The following is a 19,149-nucleotide window of genomic DNA, read 5'->3' on the forward strand; positions in this document are numbered from 1 at the left end:
AAACTTCTATATCTATAAACCATTTTTATATTAGATATTATAAACATTAATTTTACTTATATCGCTCTAAAAGGGTATAGTAATATAGGGATTATAACCATTACTTATATAGAGAGTATACCCTTATTAGAGGAGAGATCATATTGGAAAGAGTAGTTGGAACAGTGGTACGTGGACTCCGCGGGCCTATCATTAACAATGGGGATAACATTGAAGAAATCGTAGTTCAGACCGTATTGAATGCAGCAACAGTCGAAGGTTTCTCGATCGAGGATCGTGACATTGTAACCGTAACGGAATCCATTGTAGCTCGGGCACAAGGAAACTATGCGACAATTGATAATATTGCAGCTGATGTTAAAGCAAAATTCGGTGAGGAAACCGTGGGTGTCATCTTCCCAATCCTTAGCCGTAACCGATTTGCTAACTGCTTGCGTGGAATTGCCAAAGGGGCAAAAAAAGTAGTCTTAATGCTAAGCTATCCAGCTGATGAAGTGGGCAACCATCTTGTAGACATCGACGAATTAGATGCTAAGGGCGTTAATCCATGGACGGATGTGTTAACAGAGGCTCAATTCCGTGAGCTTTTCGGCTATATTAAGCACCCATTCACAGGTGTTGACTATATCGAATATTATAAAGGTTTGATTGAAGCTGAAGGTGTGGCTTGCGAAGTCATCTTCTCCAACAACCCAAAAACCATTTTAAACTATACAAAAAATGTATTAACTTGCGATATTCACACACGGTTCAGAACCAAACGCATTCTCATGAGCAATGGTGCTGAAAAAGTGTTTGGTCTGGATGATATTCTTACACAATCAATCGATGGCAGCGGCTTTAACGAAGCCTATGGTCTGCTAGGATCAAACAAAGCTACAGAAGAAAGTGTAAAGCTATTTCCAAACAACTGCCAACCTATCGTAGATGGTATCCAAGCAAAAATCAAAGAAATTACAGGTAAAACTGTAGAAGTTATGGTTTATGGCGATGGAGCATTCAAAGATCCAGTCGGTAAAATATGGGAACTGGCAGATCCAGTTGTATCCCCTGCTTACACTGCCGGACTTGATGGAACACCAAATGAAGTGAAATTGAAATATTTGGCCGATAACAACTTCTCTCATCTTCGTGGTGAAGAGCTGAAACAAGCCATTTCTAAATACATCCAGAATAAAAATGATGACCTGGTTGGTGCGATGGAAGCACAAGGGACTACTCCTCGTAGATTAACGGACTTGATTGGTTCATTATCTGATTTGACTTCTGGTAGTGGCGATAAAGGAACACCGATGATTTATATTCAAGGTTACTTCGATAACTATACAAAATAAGATGAGTACAAACAGGGAGTCTCGTAAATGAGGCTCTCTTCTTGCTATCTGGGATATAATAAAGCAAACAGCGGTAAGCGGAGGATCCTATGAACATAAGAAGGATTAAATATTTTATTGATCTCGTTGAATGCAGAAATTTTACCGAAACAGCTAAAAAGAACTATGTATCGCAGACCACCATTAGTCAACAAATCGCCGCGCTTGAAGAGGAATTCAACATTCAATTGATTGACAGAAAGCAGATCCCTATCGAACCAACCAAAGCCGGATGGCTTTTCTATGGCGAAGCTCTCATTCTCTGGAAACAATATAACCATATGAAGATGAGCATGGAAAACTTTCAAAAATATAATACACAATCCCTGAATATCGAATATGCGGCGATGACGGATATCCAAAGTTTGTTGAAATTGATTCCCTCATTTCAGGATCATCATCCGAATATTAAGCTGGAACTGAATAAAGTATTGCTAAAAGATATTGCAGAATACTTGCAAAAAGGGATCTACGACGTAGCTATTGCCTTTGACTCCGAGTTTCAGGGAAAAGAGGACATTGTAACCTATCCCTTATATAAGGGACGTTATTGTGCGGCTGTGAGTCATCACCATCCTCTTTTTCATCATGAATCGATCGCCAAAGAGGAGTTATATGAACATCCACTAGTCATGTTGAATCCAACAGCTATTGGAAACTCTTATCATCTAATGATCCAGCATGCAATTGAAGACGGCTATCAGCCTAACATCCTTCGAACCGCAGACGATGTGGAGACAGAATTGTTTTATATCATAACGGAGAATTTAATTGGTTTTTTTCCGGATAACTATCAGCTCGCCTATCTTCAAGATAAAGTCCGGTTAATCCCATTAGAGGATTCACATCATACCTTTGCAATCGAAGCTGGTTATCTCAGAAATAATACAAACCCTGCCTTGCCCTCCTTCCTTCAGCAGATCCACATTGGTTTTAGCAATCGACCATAAGTTTTATGCGTTAGACTATGTTCATTTTTTCACATACTATAAGGGTATAAATCATATCCACAAGGAGTGACGATGATCATGGGTAAATTATTGTTGACGGGTGTCGATGGAAATCTAGGGAAGCAAGCTGCGGAATATTTGTTAGAGCTAGTAGATAAAGACCAAATCATTTTTTGCGCCTACGATCCAGCCTGTTTGAAAGAATATGCGGAACAAGGGATTGAAACACATGTGACCAACTTTAATAACAAGGAAGGCCTTGCCGAAGCTTTTGCTCATGCTGATAAACTAGCTCTGATCTCCATGCCTTTTGTTGGGGAGAAACGCCAAAATGCACACAGAAATGTGGTCGATGCTGCCAAAAAATCCGGAGTCAAACAGATCATTTATACTTCTCTAGTAAACGCGGCTGATGAAACCAATCCAAGCGTTGAAAAAATCGATCATATTTATACCGAACGTTATGTTCAAAGCGTAGGGCTCGATTATATTTTCCTTCGTAATTCCCAATACGCGGAAGCGATGATTACCAATTACTTCACTTATGTGAAGGGTGACGGGGTATTAACAAACAATCAGGGTGACGGTAAAATGGCTTATATTTCGCGGAAGGATTGTGCAAAGGCCGTTGCTCATGCCCTGGCCTCCAAAAATTATCATGAAGCGATCCTTGATATCAATGGACAAGAATTAATGACGATTACTGACTTCATTAAGATCGGGAATGTAGTAACCGGTAATCATATCACCTACAAAGAAAATACGGATGAAGAGAATTATGCCGTATTCGAAGCCATGGGTGTGCCTAGAACTACCGACGGTGCATTTAAAGAAGGTTCCGAAGCACCCTTTTCTTCCGAAGGCATGGTTACTTTTGGACAGGCTATCCGTGAAGGGAAAATGGATATTTTCACAGACGACTTTAAAAATTTGACGGGGCAAGAGCCACTGACCGTGAAATACATGTTTGAACATGCCGATGAATTTCAGGTTGGGGAAAGACATTCTAAAGACAATTAATAAGTGGCACCTCATACCACTTAGACTAAATCACCCCTGTTTAATAAACGGGGGTGATTTCTTTTATGCTGAGGATGGTACAAAAACAACTCGTTCTCCAAGGTCAGAAGGAGCATTCCAAGCTTCCTCTACTTACTGAACACTCACAATTTTCTGCCACTGCAACCACAAGCGTGGGCAACTCAACAAGTGCCGCTAGTTAATAATTCCAAATTAATTCTCTGTCTCTCTGCTCCGTAAAGCTCAATCATATGCTCGCCCTGGAGATAATTAGGGAATTACTCCCTTATTATCAGAGGATTCTGGTCATCAGACTAATAATTAGGGAATTCCTCCCTATAATTCAACTAATTTAGCGGTAAAAGTATATTTCGGCCCGATTTTTAGGGAGGAATTCCCTGATTCCATTCATTTAAAGCAATTATCGGCTTTTATTAGGGAGCTTTTCCCTAATTACTCACAATCCACTGGTATAGTGTCAGCACGCCAAGTAAATCCATGTACACTCTTTAAATCAAAATACACCTTTAACCGTACGGATGAACATCCGAATGGTTAAAGGTGTATTGTCTCTGTCTACTTTTTAATTAGAGTTAATACCAGATCTCTTCAGCAATCTCTTTGATATAAGCAAGCTTGCGCCATTGCTGCTCTTCTGTAAGGTGGTTACCTTCTTCCGTGGAAGCAAAGCCGCATTGCGGGCTCAGGCAAATCCGGTTTAGATCGACATATTGCTTCGCTTCCTCAATACGCTTCAGAATATCTTCCTTGCTTTCAAGCTCACCAAATTTGGAAGAGAACAGGCCAAGCACGACCTGCTGATTGTCTTTTAGGAAGCGTAATGGTTTGAAGTCACCAGCACGTTCAGTATCAAACTCCAGATAGTAACCTGAGTAGTTATTGATGTTCAGAAGTGTTTGCGCGATAGGTTCATAACCTCCGCCTACACCAGCATAAGTAGAAACATAATTGCCTCGGCATACATGTGTCGTTACAACGAGATCTTCCGGCAGTCCGGATACCACTTCTTCGTTCAACTTCGCAAGCTCGTTCGCATATTCAGCTACATTCACACCAACCTGATTCATAAATGCTATAAACTGTTCGTCGCACAGCGCTCCCCACGTGCAATCGTCAATTTGAATGCTGCGGCAGCCCGCTGCATAAAAGGCAAGAATTGACGCTTTGTATGCTTTGGCAATATCCGAAATTAGCTCTTCACGATTCGGGTATAATTCATTCGTGCTTTCCTTATTTTCTACCCGATCCAGCTCAAACAGGAACTGCGCTGCTGCAGGAATCGATTGGCGCGCAACAACATCCTCACCAGCAGCGCCTTTTAAGAATTCATAATGCGCTACAAAAGGGTGGCTGCTGTAGCTTATTTTTCCGGTCAGTCGTGCGGTTTCTGGTCTGGATTCTGCACCATTAAATTGGTAGCCTTGATCAATAATGGTCCGCTCTACACCATCAAAACCCCAGAAGAAGTCGAGATGCCACCAAGAGCGGCGGAATTCGCCGTCGGTTACAGCTTGAAGACCTACCTCTTTTTGTTTTTGCACGAGCTTGACGATCTCGTCGTTCTCTACTTCCTTCAACTGCTCGGCAGTAATTTCGCTGTTCTTGAATTTTAATCTAGCCTTTTTCAACGCTTGAGGGCGCAGGAAGCTGCCAACAATATCATATCGAAATGGAGTAACGGTTCGCTTTTTAGGTTCGGTTTGAGTGCTCATATATTAATCTCCTCGTGAACAAATTATTAAAATTAATATAGCATATCCGATTGCCTATACCGTTACACCAATGAGTTATGGCAGGTTATAAGTATTAGTTATACCTAATAAATAAACGATTGTGTACGCTAGTATTGCCCCAGAAGACCTTTCTTCATGGCTATTTTCTCACAGCGATCAAACACAACGAGCCCTAGAATCAAATAAACCAGCGAATTTAATATTAATACGCCATAGTCAGATAAAGATAGATCCGTTAACGTTAGATTCTCAAGCATCACCGTTCTTACCATATTCACGCCTTTAACGAATGGGGCAAAAGCTAAAAACGGAGCTACAGTGATCGGAACAAATACAAGTCCCATCAAGACAAATTGAAAAATCTGTAGAAATGCTTGAATTTGTTTCACAATAATAGCCAAACCAGCAATCATAAAACTAACGCCTACCATACTTATCATAGTAACTATAATGATTGGGATCGTTGTCATGGGATTAAGACTCAACCATTGTCCCGAGGTTAGCATCGCTCCAAACAGCAAGAGAATCATAATGACGGACTGTAAGCCCAATTGACTGACGATCCGCGTGAGCATAATTTTCCACACACCCATGGGAGACATATATAACTGCTCTAACGTTCCACGCGTCGCTTCTGTGATTACCGAATAACCAATAAAGTTCATCGTCATCATCGTTAAGCTCCAAAAGACCACACTTACAATTGAATATTGAACATTCGTATCAAAACTGGCTGGATCTCCTATGAACATAATTCCAAAAAATGCAGCCAGAAATATAATATAAAAAGTGACTACTAATGCAATCGTGTTCGGTAAATATCGTTTCAACTCAATATATTCCTTACGAAAATTAGCATTAAATAAATGGAGCCATTTCATGAGTCTTACCTCCCTTCACAATCTGAATAAACACTTGTTCAAAATCAATGGTTATTCGATCAATACTTTCCACCATCGTTCCTTCCTCTTTCAGAAGATCGAACAACTCGTAGATATCCTGACCATGCTCTAAATTCACTTCCACGATCGTTTCATGAGAGCTTGCTTTATAAGTACTTAAAGGGAATATACTCAACAGTTTATTCTCCTGTTCAGGGCTTAATTGCTCACCTAATTTAATGGAATATGCCCTTGTTTCAAATAACTTAAGTAAATTCTCCACCCTGTCGTCAATCACAACTTCACCTTTGTTAATGATAATGGCACGGTCACACAGCTCCTGAACGACGGGCATATCATGTGAGCTAATAATGATCGTACGTTTCTCTTCCCTCACTATCGTTTTTAGAATATTTCGTAATTCATAACTAACCTCAACATCCAAACCGAGCGTTGGCTCATCCAGCAAGATGACATCCGTATTAGCTAATAACGCCACAGCGATTGCCAGCTTTTGCTGCATCCCACGAGATAATCCATTAACCAGCTCATTCTCCTTTTCTTTAAGGTTGAATTGCTCTAATAATTTATCTGTCTGATCGGCAATTTGCTTCCGAGAGTACCCCCGGTTACCTGCAAAATATTCTAAATTTTCCCGAACCGTAAGACGCCAATATAAATTCCGGTTCCCTTCTAATACAGCACTAATATGCTCTAGCGCTTTGAGTCTCTTCTTACAAATATCTAAGCCATTAATGGATATAGAACCCCCATCCGATTCTAACAAACCACAGAGCATCTTTATTGTTGATGTTTTCCCAGCACCGTTGGGGCCTAGTAAACCGAGAACCTCTCCACGATTTACATGAAAAGAAACATCACGAACGGCATGGATCTTCTCTTTCGTCTTTCTTTTCTCGTATACCTTGCTAATCCCTCGTACTTCTATAATTTTCTCCACCTTATAACCATCCTCTCCCGTACGATTTAAAAGAGTGATTCCATTGTTAAATTTATTTTATTTGAGTATCTAAATTTAGATAACTGGCTCCAGATGGATACTTTCTCCGTCTGAGGAATGAGATTTGTATAGACGACAACTATGATAAGTCTATAGGAAATATCGCAATTTTTAAGAATCACTGGGTGAATGTCCGGCATGGAGCAAATGTAGGTTATTTCATCATAGAAAACGAGGCGGACAACTTGAATCACAACAAGAAAAAATCCATTTTGCGTGGTGGGTATTAGTAGGACTTGCTTTAATGGTTAGAGTTGCAAAAAGTGGCGTTATGACCGCAGGCGGGCTATTTTGACACTAACAATGATCATATCGTTATTGCCGCAGACATTGATGAGGTAGCGCTAGAGAAAGTAAGCCAGAAACAGAATGCTTATGGAATGAAATTGCATGTTGTCTCAGATGAGGATTGGCAGAAAATTAATTCCATCGATGGAGGATACTCAGCTCAATAACGATAATGACAGCCCTCAAGTTAAATGAGGGCTGTCATTTTTTTCATTACAAGGCCATTAGAAGATCCATATGAGTAAGAAAATAACTGCAATTATTGCCACCACGATGAACAGATTGGTTACCTCGCTCCAAAATCCAGGAACACCTTGTGTATGATATTTTTGCGCATTGACATCATGGTTTGCTTTATGACCGCCAGGGTCCGTCACATTTGGATTAGGTCCTGGATCAAAAAAGTCAGACATAGAAATCAACACCTTTCTCGATTATAAACCATATTATACCAGTTAATTCCCTTTTTAAAAATAATATCCTTTGCTCAATTCATTTGAGAATAAAAATAAGGTAAGTGTTTCTTTGATAGAGCTTTTTCCATTAGTTCTTGATCGTATCCATATTTTTGCAATGCAGTAATAATCGCTTGTGTCCTGTCTGATCGTTGTCTTCTTAAATTTGATTCTAGCTGTATTTCTAGAGGAACCGTAGGAATAGTGTACCGTCCGATTGTCACATTCCTAAAATGATTCCAAATGAATTGTCCACCTTCCCATATCCCATCGCCATCCATAGAATCAGGAATTCCCGCTGAGTTGGAGATATGAACGACTTCCACTTTAAACCCATCGATGATCCAACTCCCTTTTGTCCATGAAAAGCCTGAAGAAAAGGTCTGAGTGTATGTAGGTTCTTCTAAAGAGGATAACCAGTTCTCTCCATGAGGGAATTCACATTTACCCAGCAAGGAATATTCCTTCAGAAGTTCTGCAAATTGTGCAATCCCTTCTTTATTTTTTGTATAAATATCAACGTCTCCCGGAGTCATTTCACAGCCCTGTAAAACCGAACCCACCGAGCCAACCAAGATCCATTCTAATTTCGAATTCACTTTCGATGAAAAATAAAGCTCACATACCTTTGACAAAGCTATTTCCCAGCTATTCATAATTCCACCCCAAATTGACTAGTAAGTTCGAGTACATGAAACCTTAATAACCTCAGATGCGTTAAAGAACTATACAAATTCACAGGAGGTTTTTAAAATGAGATACAGTGCTGCAGGCGCGCGAATAACCTGTCCTTGTTGTCAAAACGATACCTTTCATCTGGATTATAAACTGCTTAACACAAGCGGAGCATCCTTTCTAGGATTTGACTGGGCGAATAAAAACGCTGCTATACTTATTTGTAAGAGATGCACCCATATCTCATGGTTTATGGAAGAACCAACATCAGATAACTAAACACTACCAGATTTTTCTACATCCTCATTATAAAATATTTCTATAGACTATGCGTCCTTGAGCTGGATGCAATTGTTCTTTTGCATCCAGTTAAATACCTCTAGATATCCATCCCCAATTGTCTTAAGCCTCTTTGGATAACGATCCGAAATATTCTACAACTACCTCACGAAATTCCAAGGCAGCCCGAGAAATGTACCGACTCTTGTGCCATATTAAAGCAATTTCCCGTACCAATTCGTGATTCTCTATTTGGAGATATTTGATGTCTTCTCGTGAATTTCTTGCTGTACTTGGTATGAAGGCAAGACCAATCTCAGCTTCCACAAGCGTGATTAACCTTGCAGGTTCATCCCCCTCATACACATATTTAGGCGTAAATCCAACCGATTGGCACACAGAGTCTATTAAATCCCGAGTTCCATAACCACTCTTAACCCCGACGAACCATTCATCTCTCAGCTCTATCAAAGATACGCTGCTTCGATCTGCCAACCGATGCCCCTTAGGAACGGCTACAAGGATTGGGTCGATAAATACGACTTGGCATTCGATGTCGTCCCCTTCTAAAGGGGGTGAGGACAAGCAGAAATCCACCTCTCCTCTATCCAAAAGTGTAACCATTTCCTTCGTAGTCAGCATCTGCACATGAAATTGAATATCAGGTCGCTTTTTTCGAAACTCGCGAAGGATATTGGGTAATGTACTGGCGGTGGTCACTGCTAATTCAAGCGTGTTATGTTCCGGGTGAGATAAATCGCTAAGCTCCTGCTTCCCCTGCTCCAATTCAAACAAAGCTCTTTCTGCACGGCGAAGGAATCTGCTTCCGAACTCATTCAGACGAAGGTTCCGCCCTACTCGATCGAATAAAGGGACCCCTAGATCCTCCTCCAAGCGCTGTATTGTTTTGCTAAGTGATGATTGAGTAACGTGCAGATTTCGCGCAGCTTCGGTCACATGTTCCAACCGAGCTACCGCGAGAAAATATTGCAGCTGTAGAAGTTCCATTTCGCACCCCATTCATTCCTTTAAGTCAATGAGAATATAACATAAAATGCGTTGGAATGAATAATTAAAATCAAGTAGGATGACATTAATACGCTTTAGGGGGACACAAAATGAGTGCTCGGAATTGGTGGTTAATGATTTCAGTGGGGCTAGGGATACTATTGAACCCATTAAACTCTTCAATGGTTTCTGTTGCTATTCCAAGATTGCAAAATGTATTCCAACTTGACTATACAGGTGTTTCCTGGATTATTTTTTCTTTCTACATCGCTAGTAGCATCGCTCAACCCGTCATGGGAAAGGCCAGCGATTTATTTGGTAGGAGGAAGATATTTCTTACCGGGCTTGTAGTAGCCTTCATTGCCTCATTATTAGCTCCATTCACACCAAGCTTCGCATGGCTCCTCGTGTTCCGCATTGTGCAAGCCATTGGAACAAGCATGATGGTTGCCGTCGGTATGGCTATAGTGCGAATTCATGTAACGGAAAAACAAGCGACAGCGCTGTCTGTTTTATCCATCTTCCTATCTGGTGCGGCAGCCATTGGACCCTTTATTGGCGGGGTTATTATACACTGGTGGGGCTGGCCCGCTATCTTTTTCGTTAATATTCCATTTGTGGTAGTGAGCTTTCTATTGTCTTGGAGAAATATCCCTAAGGAAAACTCGTCATTAACCGTTTCATCGGGCATGTCCCTTCGCAAATGGTTCAATTGGATAGATGGATCAGGGATCCTGCTCTTCACAGTGGGACTGGTTGCCCTGCTCATTGGATTACTCTCAGCAAAATCATCCGGGCACATCGCTGTAGGAAATGTCATTGTTTCACTGATAGGACTCGCTCTGCTAGGGGTATTCGTACGACATGAGTTAAAAGCGACTTCGCCTTTTATCCCTTTACGCACATTCGCCAAATATCCTGCAATGACGTGGGTTAATGTGGAATTCATGCTCGTTAATGTACTCTTTTACTCACTCTTTTTCGGAGTTCCGTCCTACTTGCAAATGGTTCGCCATGTCAGCGAGTATCAAACAGGGATACTTATGCTAACCTTAGGCCTATGCTCTCTAGTTACTTCTCCAATAGCAGGACGATGGATCGATAAATCCGGACCAGGACCGGCACTACTAGTGTCTGCAATATTGATGACTGCGGGATCGGTATGGCTCGTGACTTTGAATCAATCTTCACCGGTTATTAGCGTGTGCCTGGCTTTGGCTGCATTCGGGATTAGCAATGGGTTGAATAATGTAGGTATGCAAGCAACTTTGTTCCAAAGTTCACCCAAGGAAATGATCGGCGTAGCATCGGGTTTATTTAATACTTCAAGATATTTGGGAACCATTCTCTCTTCCTTGTTGATAGGCATCGTAATGAGAGGCAAGTTCAGCTTTGAGGGATTTCAAGTACTTGGGATTATTCTCACGATCATTGCATTGTCTTTGGTATTCATGAGTCGGCGGCGCCGGAAGTCAGGGGAGTTGCAGGAGAGGATAAATTGATTAATTACTCCAAATAGTCCCGCATATCCGGATAAGAGTCGAATACATTTTTTATACTTCAAAAACCATAGAACTACCTCAGATGTTGCTTAACTTTGCCTTCAATAAATAGACATTTCTCAGTGAACCGCAAAAAAAGCGAGAGCAAATCCCCCGCGTTAAGCAAGTACCCTATTGCATTATCTTCCGATGGGCAGGTAGTGGGATACAGAAAAGATTCTATGTGGGCGAGGGAAATCTCGCAGCTTCAAAGTGGCAACGTTCTGGTAGACCGATACCCCCTTGTGCAAATATTGTGCCAGACAACGCGTTAGCCCTGATACGTACTTGATCACCAGCCTGTAATAAAAGTATAGAAGAGACTTCCACGTAAATTGCGTTACCAAAGGAACCGAGACTTACTTCTGAATCTTCAGCAACAACCACTCCGTTTTTCTCAATACGAACAGATGCTTTGAAATCAGCAACTAGATTATTTACGAAGAATATCGATCCGATAATTAAATATATACCATTCTGAATAGGCGTAAACGTTGAGGTTAGTGGGTTAAACTCACCATTTAAATCAAATTCTACAGTTTGGAAGGTGATAACAGTGTCTCCAATTAATTGTTGCTGATCATCTTTATTAACTCTAAATGCCGATACAGGTACAGGCCCCGTTACTCCGGTTGTTCCCGTTGCTCCTGTTGCTCCCGTTGCTCCCGTCACTCCCGTTGCTCCCGTTGCTCCTGTCGCTCCAGTCACTCCCGTTGCTCCCGTTGCTCCTGTCGCTCCTGTCGCTCCAGTTACTCCCGTTGCTCCTGTTGCCCCCGTTACTCCCGTTGCTCCAGTCACTCCCGTCACTCCGGTTGTTCCCGTTGCACCTGTCGCTCCCGTCACTCCCGTTGCTCCCGTTACTCCTGTCGCTCCAGTCGTTCCCGTTGCCCCCGTTGCTCCCGTTGCTCCTGTTGCTCCCGATACTCCGGTTGCTCCAGTCACTCCCGTTGCTCCCGTTGCTCCCGTTGCTCCCGTTACAACTTCAACGCTACCTAAAAGTTCGTCCGATAGAATACGATGGGCTGCTACCAATTCCCGGGATTCATCTTTACCCCATAAGGAAACCTGCGTTTCATTTTCAGCTGGACCTATGATCGTAAACACAAATTCGAAAGCGTCAAATTCTACAGAATAGTTACGAGTGATTACAGTGTTTGTTAGTACTAACATCAATTCTTGAACATATATAGTTCTCGTACCGTTTAAATAAAATCCCTCAATTAAGATCGTTGAATAATCCGCCTCGTTACGATTATCTATTTTAATCGTAACGAAGCTGGACGGTCTAACACCACCAATGAGATTATTGGAAATGGGACCAGTCGACAAAATTACCATTCCTTTATTCCCTCCTTTCCGAAAGAATTTGAATTCGATTTCGTATCGGTTCATGTTCCCTTTACATAAAAATCCTATATAAATACTGAAGCGTGATTGAGCGTATTGAGAAAGATCAGTTCTACATTATGGAAGGAATGGTTTACTTTATAGTGTATTATCGACTTTACTAAAATGTCTGTTTGATTGTCCTAAGGAAGATATACTAATAATTTTATTGAAATTCTTTGTTCCTTCCCTTCATTACTTATTTAGTCTTGTATATTAAGCTTAGGTGCAATTCCTAAATTCGTTGTGAAGAGTCTATTAAATAAATCTTAACTACGATACATTTGGAAGCTTCTCCATCCCTCTGTTTCTGTGAATAAATAATCGGGCTGGGGATAGCAAGTAGACAACACTAATCAATCCAAACAAACAGGCACTGACTTGAAAAGGCAGCAATTGATTTCCTGAGCTTCCCAGCCAGCCTCCAATTAGCGGACCAATAACCACCCCTAAACCCTCTATGGAAAACAATAGTCCCCAGCTGATCCCTACAGAATCTTCAGGAATGTAACTGGCCATTAAAGCATTCCAAGAGGGAAGCAAAGCAGCATAAGCACACCCTAGCAGAAGCGAGAGCCCAATGGCGGCGGAGAAGGAATTAATAGAAGTTAAGCCGAACAAGGCAACCGCAAATACGCCGAACCCAATGACAAGGAACCACTTCCCTCCGACTTGATCAAACCATTTTCCCATGGGCACAAGAAATAGAACTACGCCTGCTCCTCCCATAAATAACACGATAGACAGCTGAGAATGAGACAGACCCAGATGCGAAATAGCAAAGCTTGTTAGAAAAGGAACTAGTATCCCGCCCGCTGTAGTCTGCAGCAGCATGCCAGGGACCAGAAATCCTCCCTTTTTTACTTTGTTCCATAGAGATACAAACTGCTCACCTACGGATATATTCACACTCTGCACCGAGACCTTGTTCATCTTTACAAGACCTACCATGATCCAGCCCGCTACGAAAAATAATCCAATGACAGCAAGGGACAGTGACAGCCCACCACCAATTAACAAATTCATCATAACGGGACCCAGACCTAGACCAGCCATCCAGTATACGTACAAGGTTCCCATCTGTTGTGCTCGTTTTTCCTCTGATACCTGGCTCATACATAGGATCCAGATCGGTGAGAATCCAGCACCTAAGCAAGCAGAGGCTACAATAAGCATCCACGGACTATGCGTTGTCACCATCAATAACAGTCCAACGAACCCAAGAAAGAACCCTCCATGAAGCACGGTACGCCCAGGATATCTATCCAAGAGATAGCCGATGAAGCTTTTGATCAAGCTGTCCGTTAAATAGTGTACGGAGACCGCAATGCCAACTACTGACGTTGTAAGCCCCCAGCTCGTCAATATATAAGTGGGTAAGAACGTGATTAGGACAGCCCCTCTTATCCACTCTATAAAAAAGAGAATCATTGCGAGGCGGGTAAACGTCTGCTGTTGTCTTTCTTTCTTCCTAATAATATCCATGAATCGTCTTCGCCTGCCCTTCAACAAGCATGGATTTTGCTGCGGGAACAGAGGGCTGACGCAATTTAATAGCCTCTAAAGCTTCGGTAACGATAGCATCCGAGGCTGATTTCCGCGAAAAGACCTTCATATGCTGTTCCCTTTCATCTCTGTACGCCATATGCTCCAATCGCTGGAGTTGCTCTACTACCTGCTCCTCATTTCGTGCAATCTCTATCAAATGCTGCCCAGATAACCATTCTGCATTGCCTGCCTCCTGACCGGGGAGAGGTCGGTAGACGATAACTGGAAGTGTTTGAGCCATCGCCTCAGTCAAGGTAATCCCGCCAGCCTTGGTCAATAGACAGGAAGCTATGCACATCAGCTCCTGCATTTCTTCGGTATATCCCAAAATGTGAACTCGAGAGTTCTCTTGAAAAAGCTCCCCCGTAGCTTCTCGAAGCTTATGATTATTCCCGCACAATACGATGACATCGAAGCTTGATTGAAGCAGTACTCGTTTTATTAAACCGCCAATGTCACTTAATACGCCGTAAGCTCCTGCCGCTAGTAATAGATTTTGACGATTTCCGTTTAACCCATGTTTGCGCAAAAGCGCTTCACGATCCTGAGACTGTTCAAAAGCCTCGCGAATGGGAATCCCACTGACCACAAGCTTCTCTTCAGCGATCCCTGCTGACATCAGAGTCGCCTTCATGCTTTCTGAAGCGATAAAATATTTCGTCGTTCGTGGGTGAAGCCACCTGCCATGAACTACATAATCCGTCATAACCGTGAACAGAGGTATTCGACTTCCTGTTGTTGAAGCTAGTTCAGCAGCAGCCAAATAAGGAAAGGTATGAATAATAATATCCGGCTGTATCTCGTCGATGATCCTTTGTACTTTTCGTTTGCCCATAGAATGGATGAGTCTACCCATGAACTGTTCTGGTCTCATCTTGCTCGTCATTGTGTACAAGAATCCATAAAATTCTTGCGTATACCCCGTGTTGTTTAAATAGAACCTTCGGGATAGCTCATTCAAGGTAGGGTGGACTGCAGCGAATAGGTCCAGAGTTGTAATCCGATTAATCCCCCGACGTCTAAATGAATGTTCGATGGCCTCAGCCACTTTCATATGCCCGTCCCCAAATGCCGACGTAACAATAAGTACTTTAGGATCTGTGTTCATGACAAAGCTCCTTTTTCTCATGGCCTCCTTTAACTCTAACTCTGAATCGTAAACTGATAGTAAAGGGATTCTTAACTGAATATTAATTTCAATATTTTATAAAGAGAGACCTCGTCGCAGCCAGTTTTTGCCCACAAAAAAACGATGACCTATGGCAAATAGCCAATAGTCATCGTTGTTGTACGCTTACTATGATTAAATACTACTTCTCGTGCACAATAATCCCTTTAGAAACAAGCAGTTTCGGATATTCGCCCATGATTTCCGGTATATCTTTCAGCGAAAACTGATGGCTAATCAACGACTCAATTTGAACGATTCCCTTCTCAATTAACGCAATCGATTCCTCATGTGTATATGGATTAATGAAAGAGCCCATGATGTTCAACTCTTTTGTAAAAATTTCGAATGGTGAGACTTGAATCAACGTGTCCGGGGAAGCAACTCCAAACATTAAGACTTGTCCACCCTTACGCGATGCCTTAACCGCCAGCTCCATGGAATCCGCCCGGCCTACACATTCGATCACAATATCAAATTGATGATGGAGAGCTTCCATCACACCTTCTGCTGCAGGAGATACGGCTTCATCCGCACCTAATTCGACTAATCGGTCATGTTTGAACACTTCTGGCTCACTGACAATAATCCCTTTAACACCCGCAGCCTTGACGAGCTGCAAGAACAATTGACCAATAAAACCTCCGCCGATAATCAGGACTTGGTGTGCCTTACGGATATCCAGCTTCTTATAACCGTGAAGTACACAACCTAAAGGTTCAATCATCGCCCCTTCGATCCAGCTCATTTCATCAGGTAGCAAGTAACAGTTCGCTACAGGAACAACACAATACTCGCCCATACCACCGTCACGAGTCACCCCAACAGCCTGCAAGTTATCGCATAAATGTACTTTTCCATTCCGGCAAAAATAACAGTTTCCACAATAGATGTTCGGATCAACCGATACACGGTCCCCCACTTGTAAGGTCGTAACCTCATTACCTACAGCCACTATTTCGCCCGCAAGCTCATGTCCTAACACAATCGGAGCTGTCACCTCCGCAGACCCTGGGTATCCATGATAAATATGCTGATCTGTACCACAGATCCCGCAGCATTTCACACGAAGTTTAACTTCTTTGGAGCCAACAGCCGGAGCTTCCCAGTCCTTAAATTCAATGTGCTTAGTTCCTTGAAATACAGCCGCCTTCATCTTAACTCATCTCCTTAAATCCAAGTTTTTGTTAACCCGCATCATTCATTGCCGTTACACGTAAAGTCTCCCAAGGCAGTGCCCCGGCATCCACATGATGCACACGAACCGTCTTCTCCTCACCCGGAATCAGATCAAAGAAATTATCGTCCATAATCACCCAGGGTGCATCTAGTTCGATCATCACCATCCGGGCAACGCGATCTGAGATCAAGTGGATATGTCCTTTCGCTTCATCCACGGAGATCTGAACATGAGCGGGTTGATAATCCATATCCTTATAGTCTCTTAAATAGAGTACATAATCTTCTGTTAACCGTTTCTTCGAACGAAGTACGACCACAACCTCGCAAGCGCTATGTTGCTGCAGTACCTCAGCTTCAGTTAACTTGGCAAAATTAACTTTACTGTTCGAATCAACGGTAACGTCGAATGCACGCTGATATACAATTGTACCATCCATCCGATAGATCGTTAATTCCGCCTCATCCTGATAAGCTTCGCGGCGATCATTGAGAGCCCATAACTGCAGCAGTCCATTCGGATCATGATCCACACATAAGAGTACCGGTGCAAAGAATTTACGCGCATAGTGGTAGCTCGCCTTTGGTAAACCATAATAATCGATAACAGACCAGCTTGTTCCCGGCCAGCAATCATTGAACTGCCAGAATAAAGCCCCGCTTGTATCCGGCTTATTACGGCGGTAATGCTCAATGCCATACCTCAATCCCTCTGCCTGGGTCAGCATCGAGAATTGAATATATTCATTGATATCCTTTGGAACTCCTGTATAACCTTCCATGAGCATAATGCCCTTAGGATAATGGACATCTTTATTACGATACTTCATTTCATCGCTATCCCAATAGAACTGATTGTCCGGCATGTTCTTTGCTAGGGTGTAACGATTGGAAGCGGCATGCAGCCCGAATTCACTGGCGAATTTCGTGAAGTCTGACTTGAATCGTTTGAATGATATCCCTTCAACACTATAATCCTGTGTCTGCGGTTCACCAAACTGACGCGGCTCATTATTCCCATGCCAGACTTGCCAGTTATGGGTATCGCCCACATCACGTGAATTGTGATCATTGCCGCCAAAAGGCGAGCTAGGCCAAAACGTTCGTGTGGGATCGAGTTGCTCTAGTACTGCAGGCATGAGCTCATGATAAATTTTTTCTCCATAGAAGGGATGTGTAATCTCGCCGTTAGAGGACAGTGCCTCATACAACCAATCATTCTCGTTATTCCCACACCATAGAGCAAGGCTCGTACGACTGCGAAGACGTTTTACGACCTGCTCAATTTCGCGGTGAACATTATTCATGAAATTACGATTGTAATCTGGATACAGTGCACAAGCGAACATGAAGTCCTGCCAGATTAAAATTCCTAACCGATCACATTCATCAAAGAAAATATCCCGCTCATAAATGCCTCCACCCCAAGCGCGAATCATATTCATATTGGCATCCTTGGCCATCTGAAGCAGATGTGTATAGCGGCTGTCTGGCACGGTCGCAATAAAGCTATCAATAGGGATCCAATTTGCACCTTTAGCAAAAACTTTTACGCCGTTCAATACAAAAGTAAAAGCATGGTGCCCTTCTTCATCCAGCTGCATCAATTCGATCTTTCGAATCCCAAATGGCTGCTCATAGGTATCTATTAGCTCCCCATCAGCAAATAGCGTAACGCGTAGATGATATAAGAAAGGCGTTCCTAGATCATGGGTCCACCATAACTTTGGATCCATCACCTGCAAGGTAACTGAATGATGAAGCGTACGCGCAGTAATCGCCCCGTCAACTGTAATCCCTGAAGCTCTGTCCAAAGCAACATTCGCTTCCGCAACACGTTCCGTCCCGTCTAATAGTTCCACACGCGCCGTATACGAACATCCGCGATCAAAGGCATGTGCGCATAAATCCACATCAACAACACCTACTTGACCCTCTATCGAAGTTGTACGGGCAAACACATGATCTAAATGTGCATGACGCCGTTTGATCAACTGTACCTCTTTCCATATGCCTGCACAGACCAGACGCGGACCCCAGTCCCAGCCAAAATGACTCTGCGCTTTACGTGTCCAAATCCGCTTCTTACTATAGCCCGACCAATAATATTGGACTTTATCGCCAGCGTGTACATGAATAGGATCAAATTTTACGGCAAGCGTATTTTTCCCTTTATTTAATTCACGGGTTACATCAAATGAATGGCTAATGAACATATTATCTGTCGATCCAAGCTCCACACCGTTGAGATATACGGTTGCATAGGTATCTAACCCTTCGAATAATAGCTCCATCTTCTCACCAGGTTTAAGATCAGAATCGTATGAAAAGACCGTACGATACCACCATACCTTTTCTTCAATCCAACGGCATTTCTGATCTTGGTGGCCAAAGAAAGGATCATCAATAATGCCTTTCTCCCGAAGCGTCGTATGGATGTCACCGGGCACTGAGGTGGTCATCCAGAAATAATCAATAAACTCTGGCGATGCAACTTCAAGATCCCGGGCTTCCCCCACATGAAAATCACGAAGTTTCCAGTTTTCAGTTAATTTAATGTTCATTCTCTTCATCCTCTCTCCCAAATTAAAACGCCAAAACCACTTCGGTTTTGACGTTTTAT

General features: G+C 42.5%; 16 protein-coding genes. 5 read left to right on the top strand and 11 right to left on the bottom strand.

The window, feature by feature from the left end; genetic code table 11:
• Positions 1-143: 143 nt before the first annotated feature.
• The 4 genes from MKY99_RS22415 to MKY99_RS22430 all read left to right on the top strand — a co-directional run bounded on the left by MKY99_RS22415 (position 144) and on the right by MKY99_RS22430 (position 3,546).
• Complete coding sequence (locus tag MKY99_RS22415; RefSeq protein WP_339266414.1) at positions 144-1,334, top strand: coenzyme F420-0:L-glutamate ligase; 1,191 nt, start codon at positions 144-146, stop codon at positions 1,332-1,334.
• Between the two features lie 89 nt (positions 1,335-1,423).
• Complete coding sequence (locus MKY99_RS22420) at positions 1,424-2,323, top strand: LysR family transcriptional regulator (RefSeq protein ID WP_339266416.1); 900 nt, start codon at positions 1,424-1,426, stop codon at positions 2,321-2,323.
• A 78-nt stretch (positions 2,324-2,401) separates the two neighbouring features.
• Complete coding sequence (locus MKY99_RS22425; RefSeq protein WP_339266417.1) at positions 2,402-3,343, top strand: NAD(P)H-binding protein; 942 nt, start codon at positions 2,402-2,404, stop codon at positions 3,341-3,343.
• A gap of 74 nt (positions 3,344-3,417) precedes the next feature.
• Entirely contained in the window at positions 3,418-3,546 is a 129-nt protein-coding gene (locus tag MKY99_RS22430; protein ID WP_339266418.1) for a hypothetical protein, read from the top strand.
• Positions 3,547-3,936: 390 nt separating this feature from the next.
• On the opposite strand, the gene MKY99_RS22435 is transcribed toward MKY99_RS22430, so the two are convergent.
• The 6 genes from MKY99_RS22435 to MKY99_RS22460 all read right to left on the bottom strand — a co-directional run bounded on the left by MKY99_RS22435 (position 3,937) and on the right by MKY99_RS22460 (position 9,704).
• The gene (locus MKY99_RS22435) at positions 3,937-5,076 is read right to left on the bottom strand and encodes a 5-methyltetrahydropteroyltriglutamate--homocysteine S-methyltransferase (RefSeq protein WP_339266420.1); all 1,140 of its coding nucleotides are present in this window, start codon (positions 5,074-5,076) and stop codon (positions 3,937-3,939) included.
• Between the two features lie 128 nt (positions 5,077-5,204).
• Entirely contained in the window at positions 5,205-5,978 is a 774-nt protein-coding gene (locus tag MKY99_RS22440; RefSeq protein WP_076284690.1) for an ABC transporter permease, read from the bottom strand.
• The gene (locus tag MKY99_RS22445; protein ID WP_042190654.1) at positions 5,956-6,939 is read right to left on the bottom strand and encodes an ABC transporter ATP-binding protein; all 984 of its coding nucleotides are present in this window, start codon (positions 6,937-6,939) and stop codon (positions 5,956-5,958) included. Before MKY99_RS22445 ends, MKY99_RS22440 begins: the two co-directional genes overlap by 23 nt.
• A 572-nt stretch (positions 6,940-7,511) precedes the next feature.
• Entirely contained in the window at positions 7,512-7,700 is a 189-nt protein-coding gene (locus MKY99_RS22450; RefSeq protein ID WP_042190658.1) for a hypothetical protein, read from the bottom strand.
• A 74-nt stretch (positions 7,701-7,774) separates the two neighbouring features.
• Positions 7,775-8,398: a hypothetical protein gene (locus MKY99_RS22455; protein WP_339266422.1), complete on the bottom strand. Its 624-nt coding sequence runs from the start codon at positions 8,396-8,398 to the stop codon at positions 7,775-7,777.
• A gap of 421 nt (positions 8,399-8,819) precedes the next feature.
• Entirely contained in the window at positions 8,820-9,704 is an 885-nt protein-coding gene (locus MKY99_RS22460; RefSeq protein WP_339266424.1) for a LysR substrate-binding domain-containing protein, read from the bottom strand.
• Positions 9,705-9,814: 110 nt separating this feature from the next.
• Here MKY99_RS22460 and MKY99_RS22465 point away from each other — a divergent pair, with 110 nt between their 5' ends.
• On the top strand, positions 9,815-11,206 hold the full coding sequence (locus MKY99_RS22465; RefSeq protein ID WP_339266426.1) for an MFS transporter: 1,392 nt from the start codon (positions 9,815-9,817) through the stop codon (positions 11,204-11,206).
• 219 nt (positions 11,207-11,425) lie between these two features.
• Here the strand turns inward: MKY99_RS22465 and MKY99_RS22470 are convergent, their stop codons facing one another.
• From MKY99_RS22470 to MKY99_RS22490, 5 genes are all read right to left on the bottom strand, one after another.
• Entirely contained in the window at positions 11,426-12,583 is a 1,158-nt protein-coding gene (locus MKY99_RS22470) for a hypothetical protein (protein WP_339266428.1), read from the bottom strand.
• Positions 12,584-12,904: 321 nt separating this feature from the next.
• Positions 12,905-14,116: an MFS transporter gene (locus MKY99_RS22475; protein WP_076284695.1), complete on the bottom strand. Its 1,212-nt coding sequence runs from the start codon at positions 14,114-14,116 to the stop codon at positions 12,905-12,907.
• The gene (locus MKY99_RS22480) at positions 14,103-15,287 is read right to left on the bottom strand and encodes a glycosyltransferase (protein ID WP_339266431.1); all 1,185 of its coding nucleotides are present in this window, start codon (positions 15,285-15,287) and stop codon (positions 14,103-14,105) included. The genes MKY99_RS22475 and MKY99_RS22480 overlap by 14 nt, the downstream gene beginning before the upstream one ends.
• 202 nt (positions 15,288-15,489) lie before the next feature.
• On the bottom strand, positions 15,490-16,503 hold the full coding sequence (locus MKY99_RS22485) for a zinc-dependent alcohol dehydrogenase family protein (RefSeq protein ID WP_339266433.1): 1,014 nt from the start codon (positions 16,501-16,503) through the stop codon (positions 15,490-15,492).
• 31 nt (positions 16,504-16,534) lie between these two features.
• Positions 16,535-19,084, bottom strand: coding sequence for a glycoside hydrolase family 2 protein (locus MKY99_RS22490; protein ID WP_339271751.1), 2,550 nt, complete (start codon positions 19,082-19,084; stop codon positions 16,535-16,537).
• Positions 19,085-19,149: the final 65 nt, after the last annotated feature.

The organism is Paenibacillus sp. FSL R5-0470 (assembly GCF_037975205.1).
GTDB lineage: Bacteria > Bacillota > Bacilli > Paenibacillales > Paenibacillaceae > Paenibacillus_AQ.

Coding starts and splice junctions, on each gene's coding strand:
- MKY99_RS22430 (WP_339266418.1), top strand. CDS start 3,418: ATGGTACAAAAACAACTCGTTCTCCAAGGTCAGAAGGAGCATTCCAAG.
- MKY99_RS22460 (WP_339266424.1), bottom strand. CDS start 9,704: ATGGAACTTCTACAGCTGCAATATTTTCTCGCGGTAGCTCGGTTGGAA.
- MKY99_RS22485 (WP_339266433.1), bottom strand. CDS start 16,503: ATGAAGGCGGCTGTATTTCAAGGAACTAAGCACATTGAATTTAAGGAC.
- MKY99_RS22470 (WP_339266428.1), bottom strand. CDS start 12,583: ATGGTAATTTTGTCGACTGGTCCCATTTCCAATAATCTCATTGGTGGT.
- MKY99_RS22455 (WP_339266422.1), bottom strand. CDS start 8,398: ATGAATAGCTGGGAAATAGCTTTGTCAAAGGTATGTGAGCTTTATTTT.
- MKY99_RS22420 (WP_339266416.1), top strand. CDS start 1,424: ATGAACATAAGAAGGATTAAATATTTTATTGATCTCGTTGAATGCAGA.
- MKY99_RS22435 (WP_339266420.1), bottom strand. CDS start 5,076: ATGAGCACTCAAACCGAACCTAAAAAGCGAACCGTTACTCCATTTCGA.
- MKY99_RS22450 (WP_042190658.1), bottom strand. CDS start 7,700: ATGTCTGACTTTTTTGATCCAGGACCTAATCCAAATGTGACGGACCCT.
- MKY99_RS22440 (WP_076284690.1), bottom strand. CDS start 5,978: ATGAAATGGCTCCATTTATTTAATGCTAATTTTCGTAAGGAATATATT.
- MKY99_RS22475 (WP_076284695.1), bottom strand. CDS start 14,116: ATGGATATTATTAGGAAGAAAGAAAGACAACAGCAGACGTTTACCCGC.
- MKY99_RS22465 (WP_339266426.1), top strand. CDS start 9,815: ATGAGTGCTCGGAATTGGTGGTTAATGATTTCAGTGGGGCTAGGGATA.
- MKY99_RS22480 (WP_339266431.1), bottom strand. CDS start 15,287: ATGAACACAGATCCTAAAGTACTTATTGTTACGTCGGCATTTGGGGAC.
- MKY99_RS22425 (WP_339266417.1), top strand. CDS start 2,402: ATGGGTAAATTATTGTTGACGGGTGTCGATGGAAATCTAGGGAAGCAA.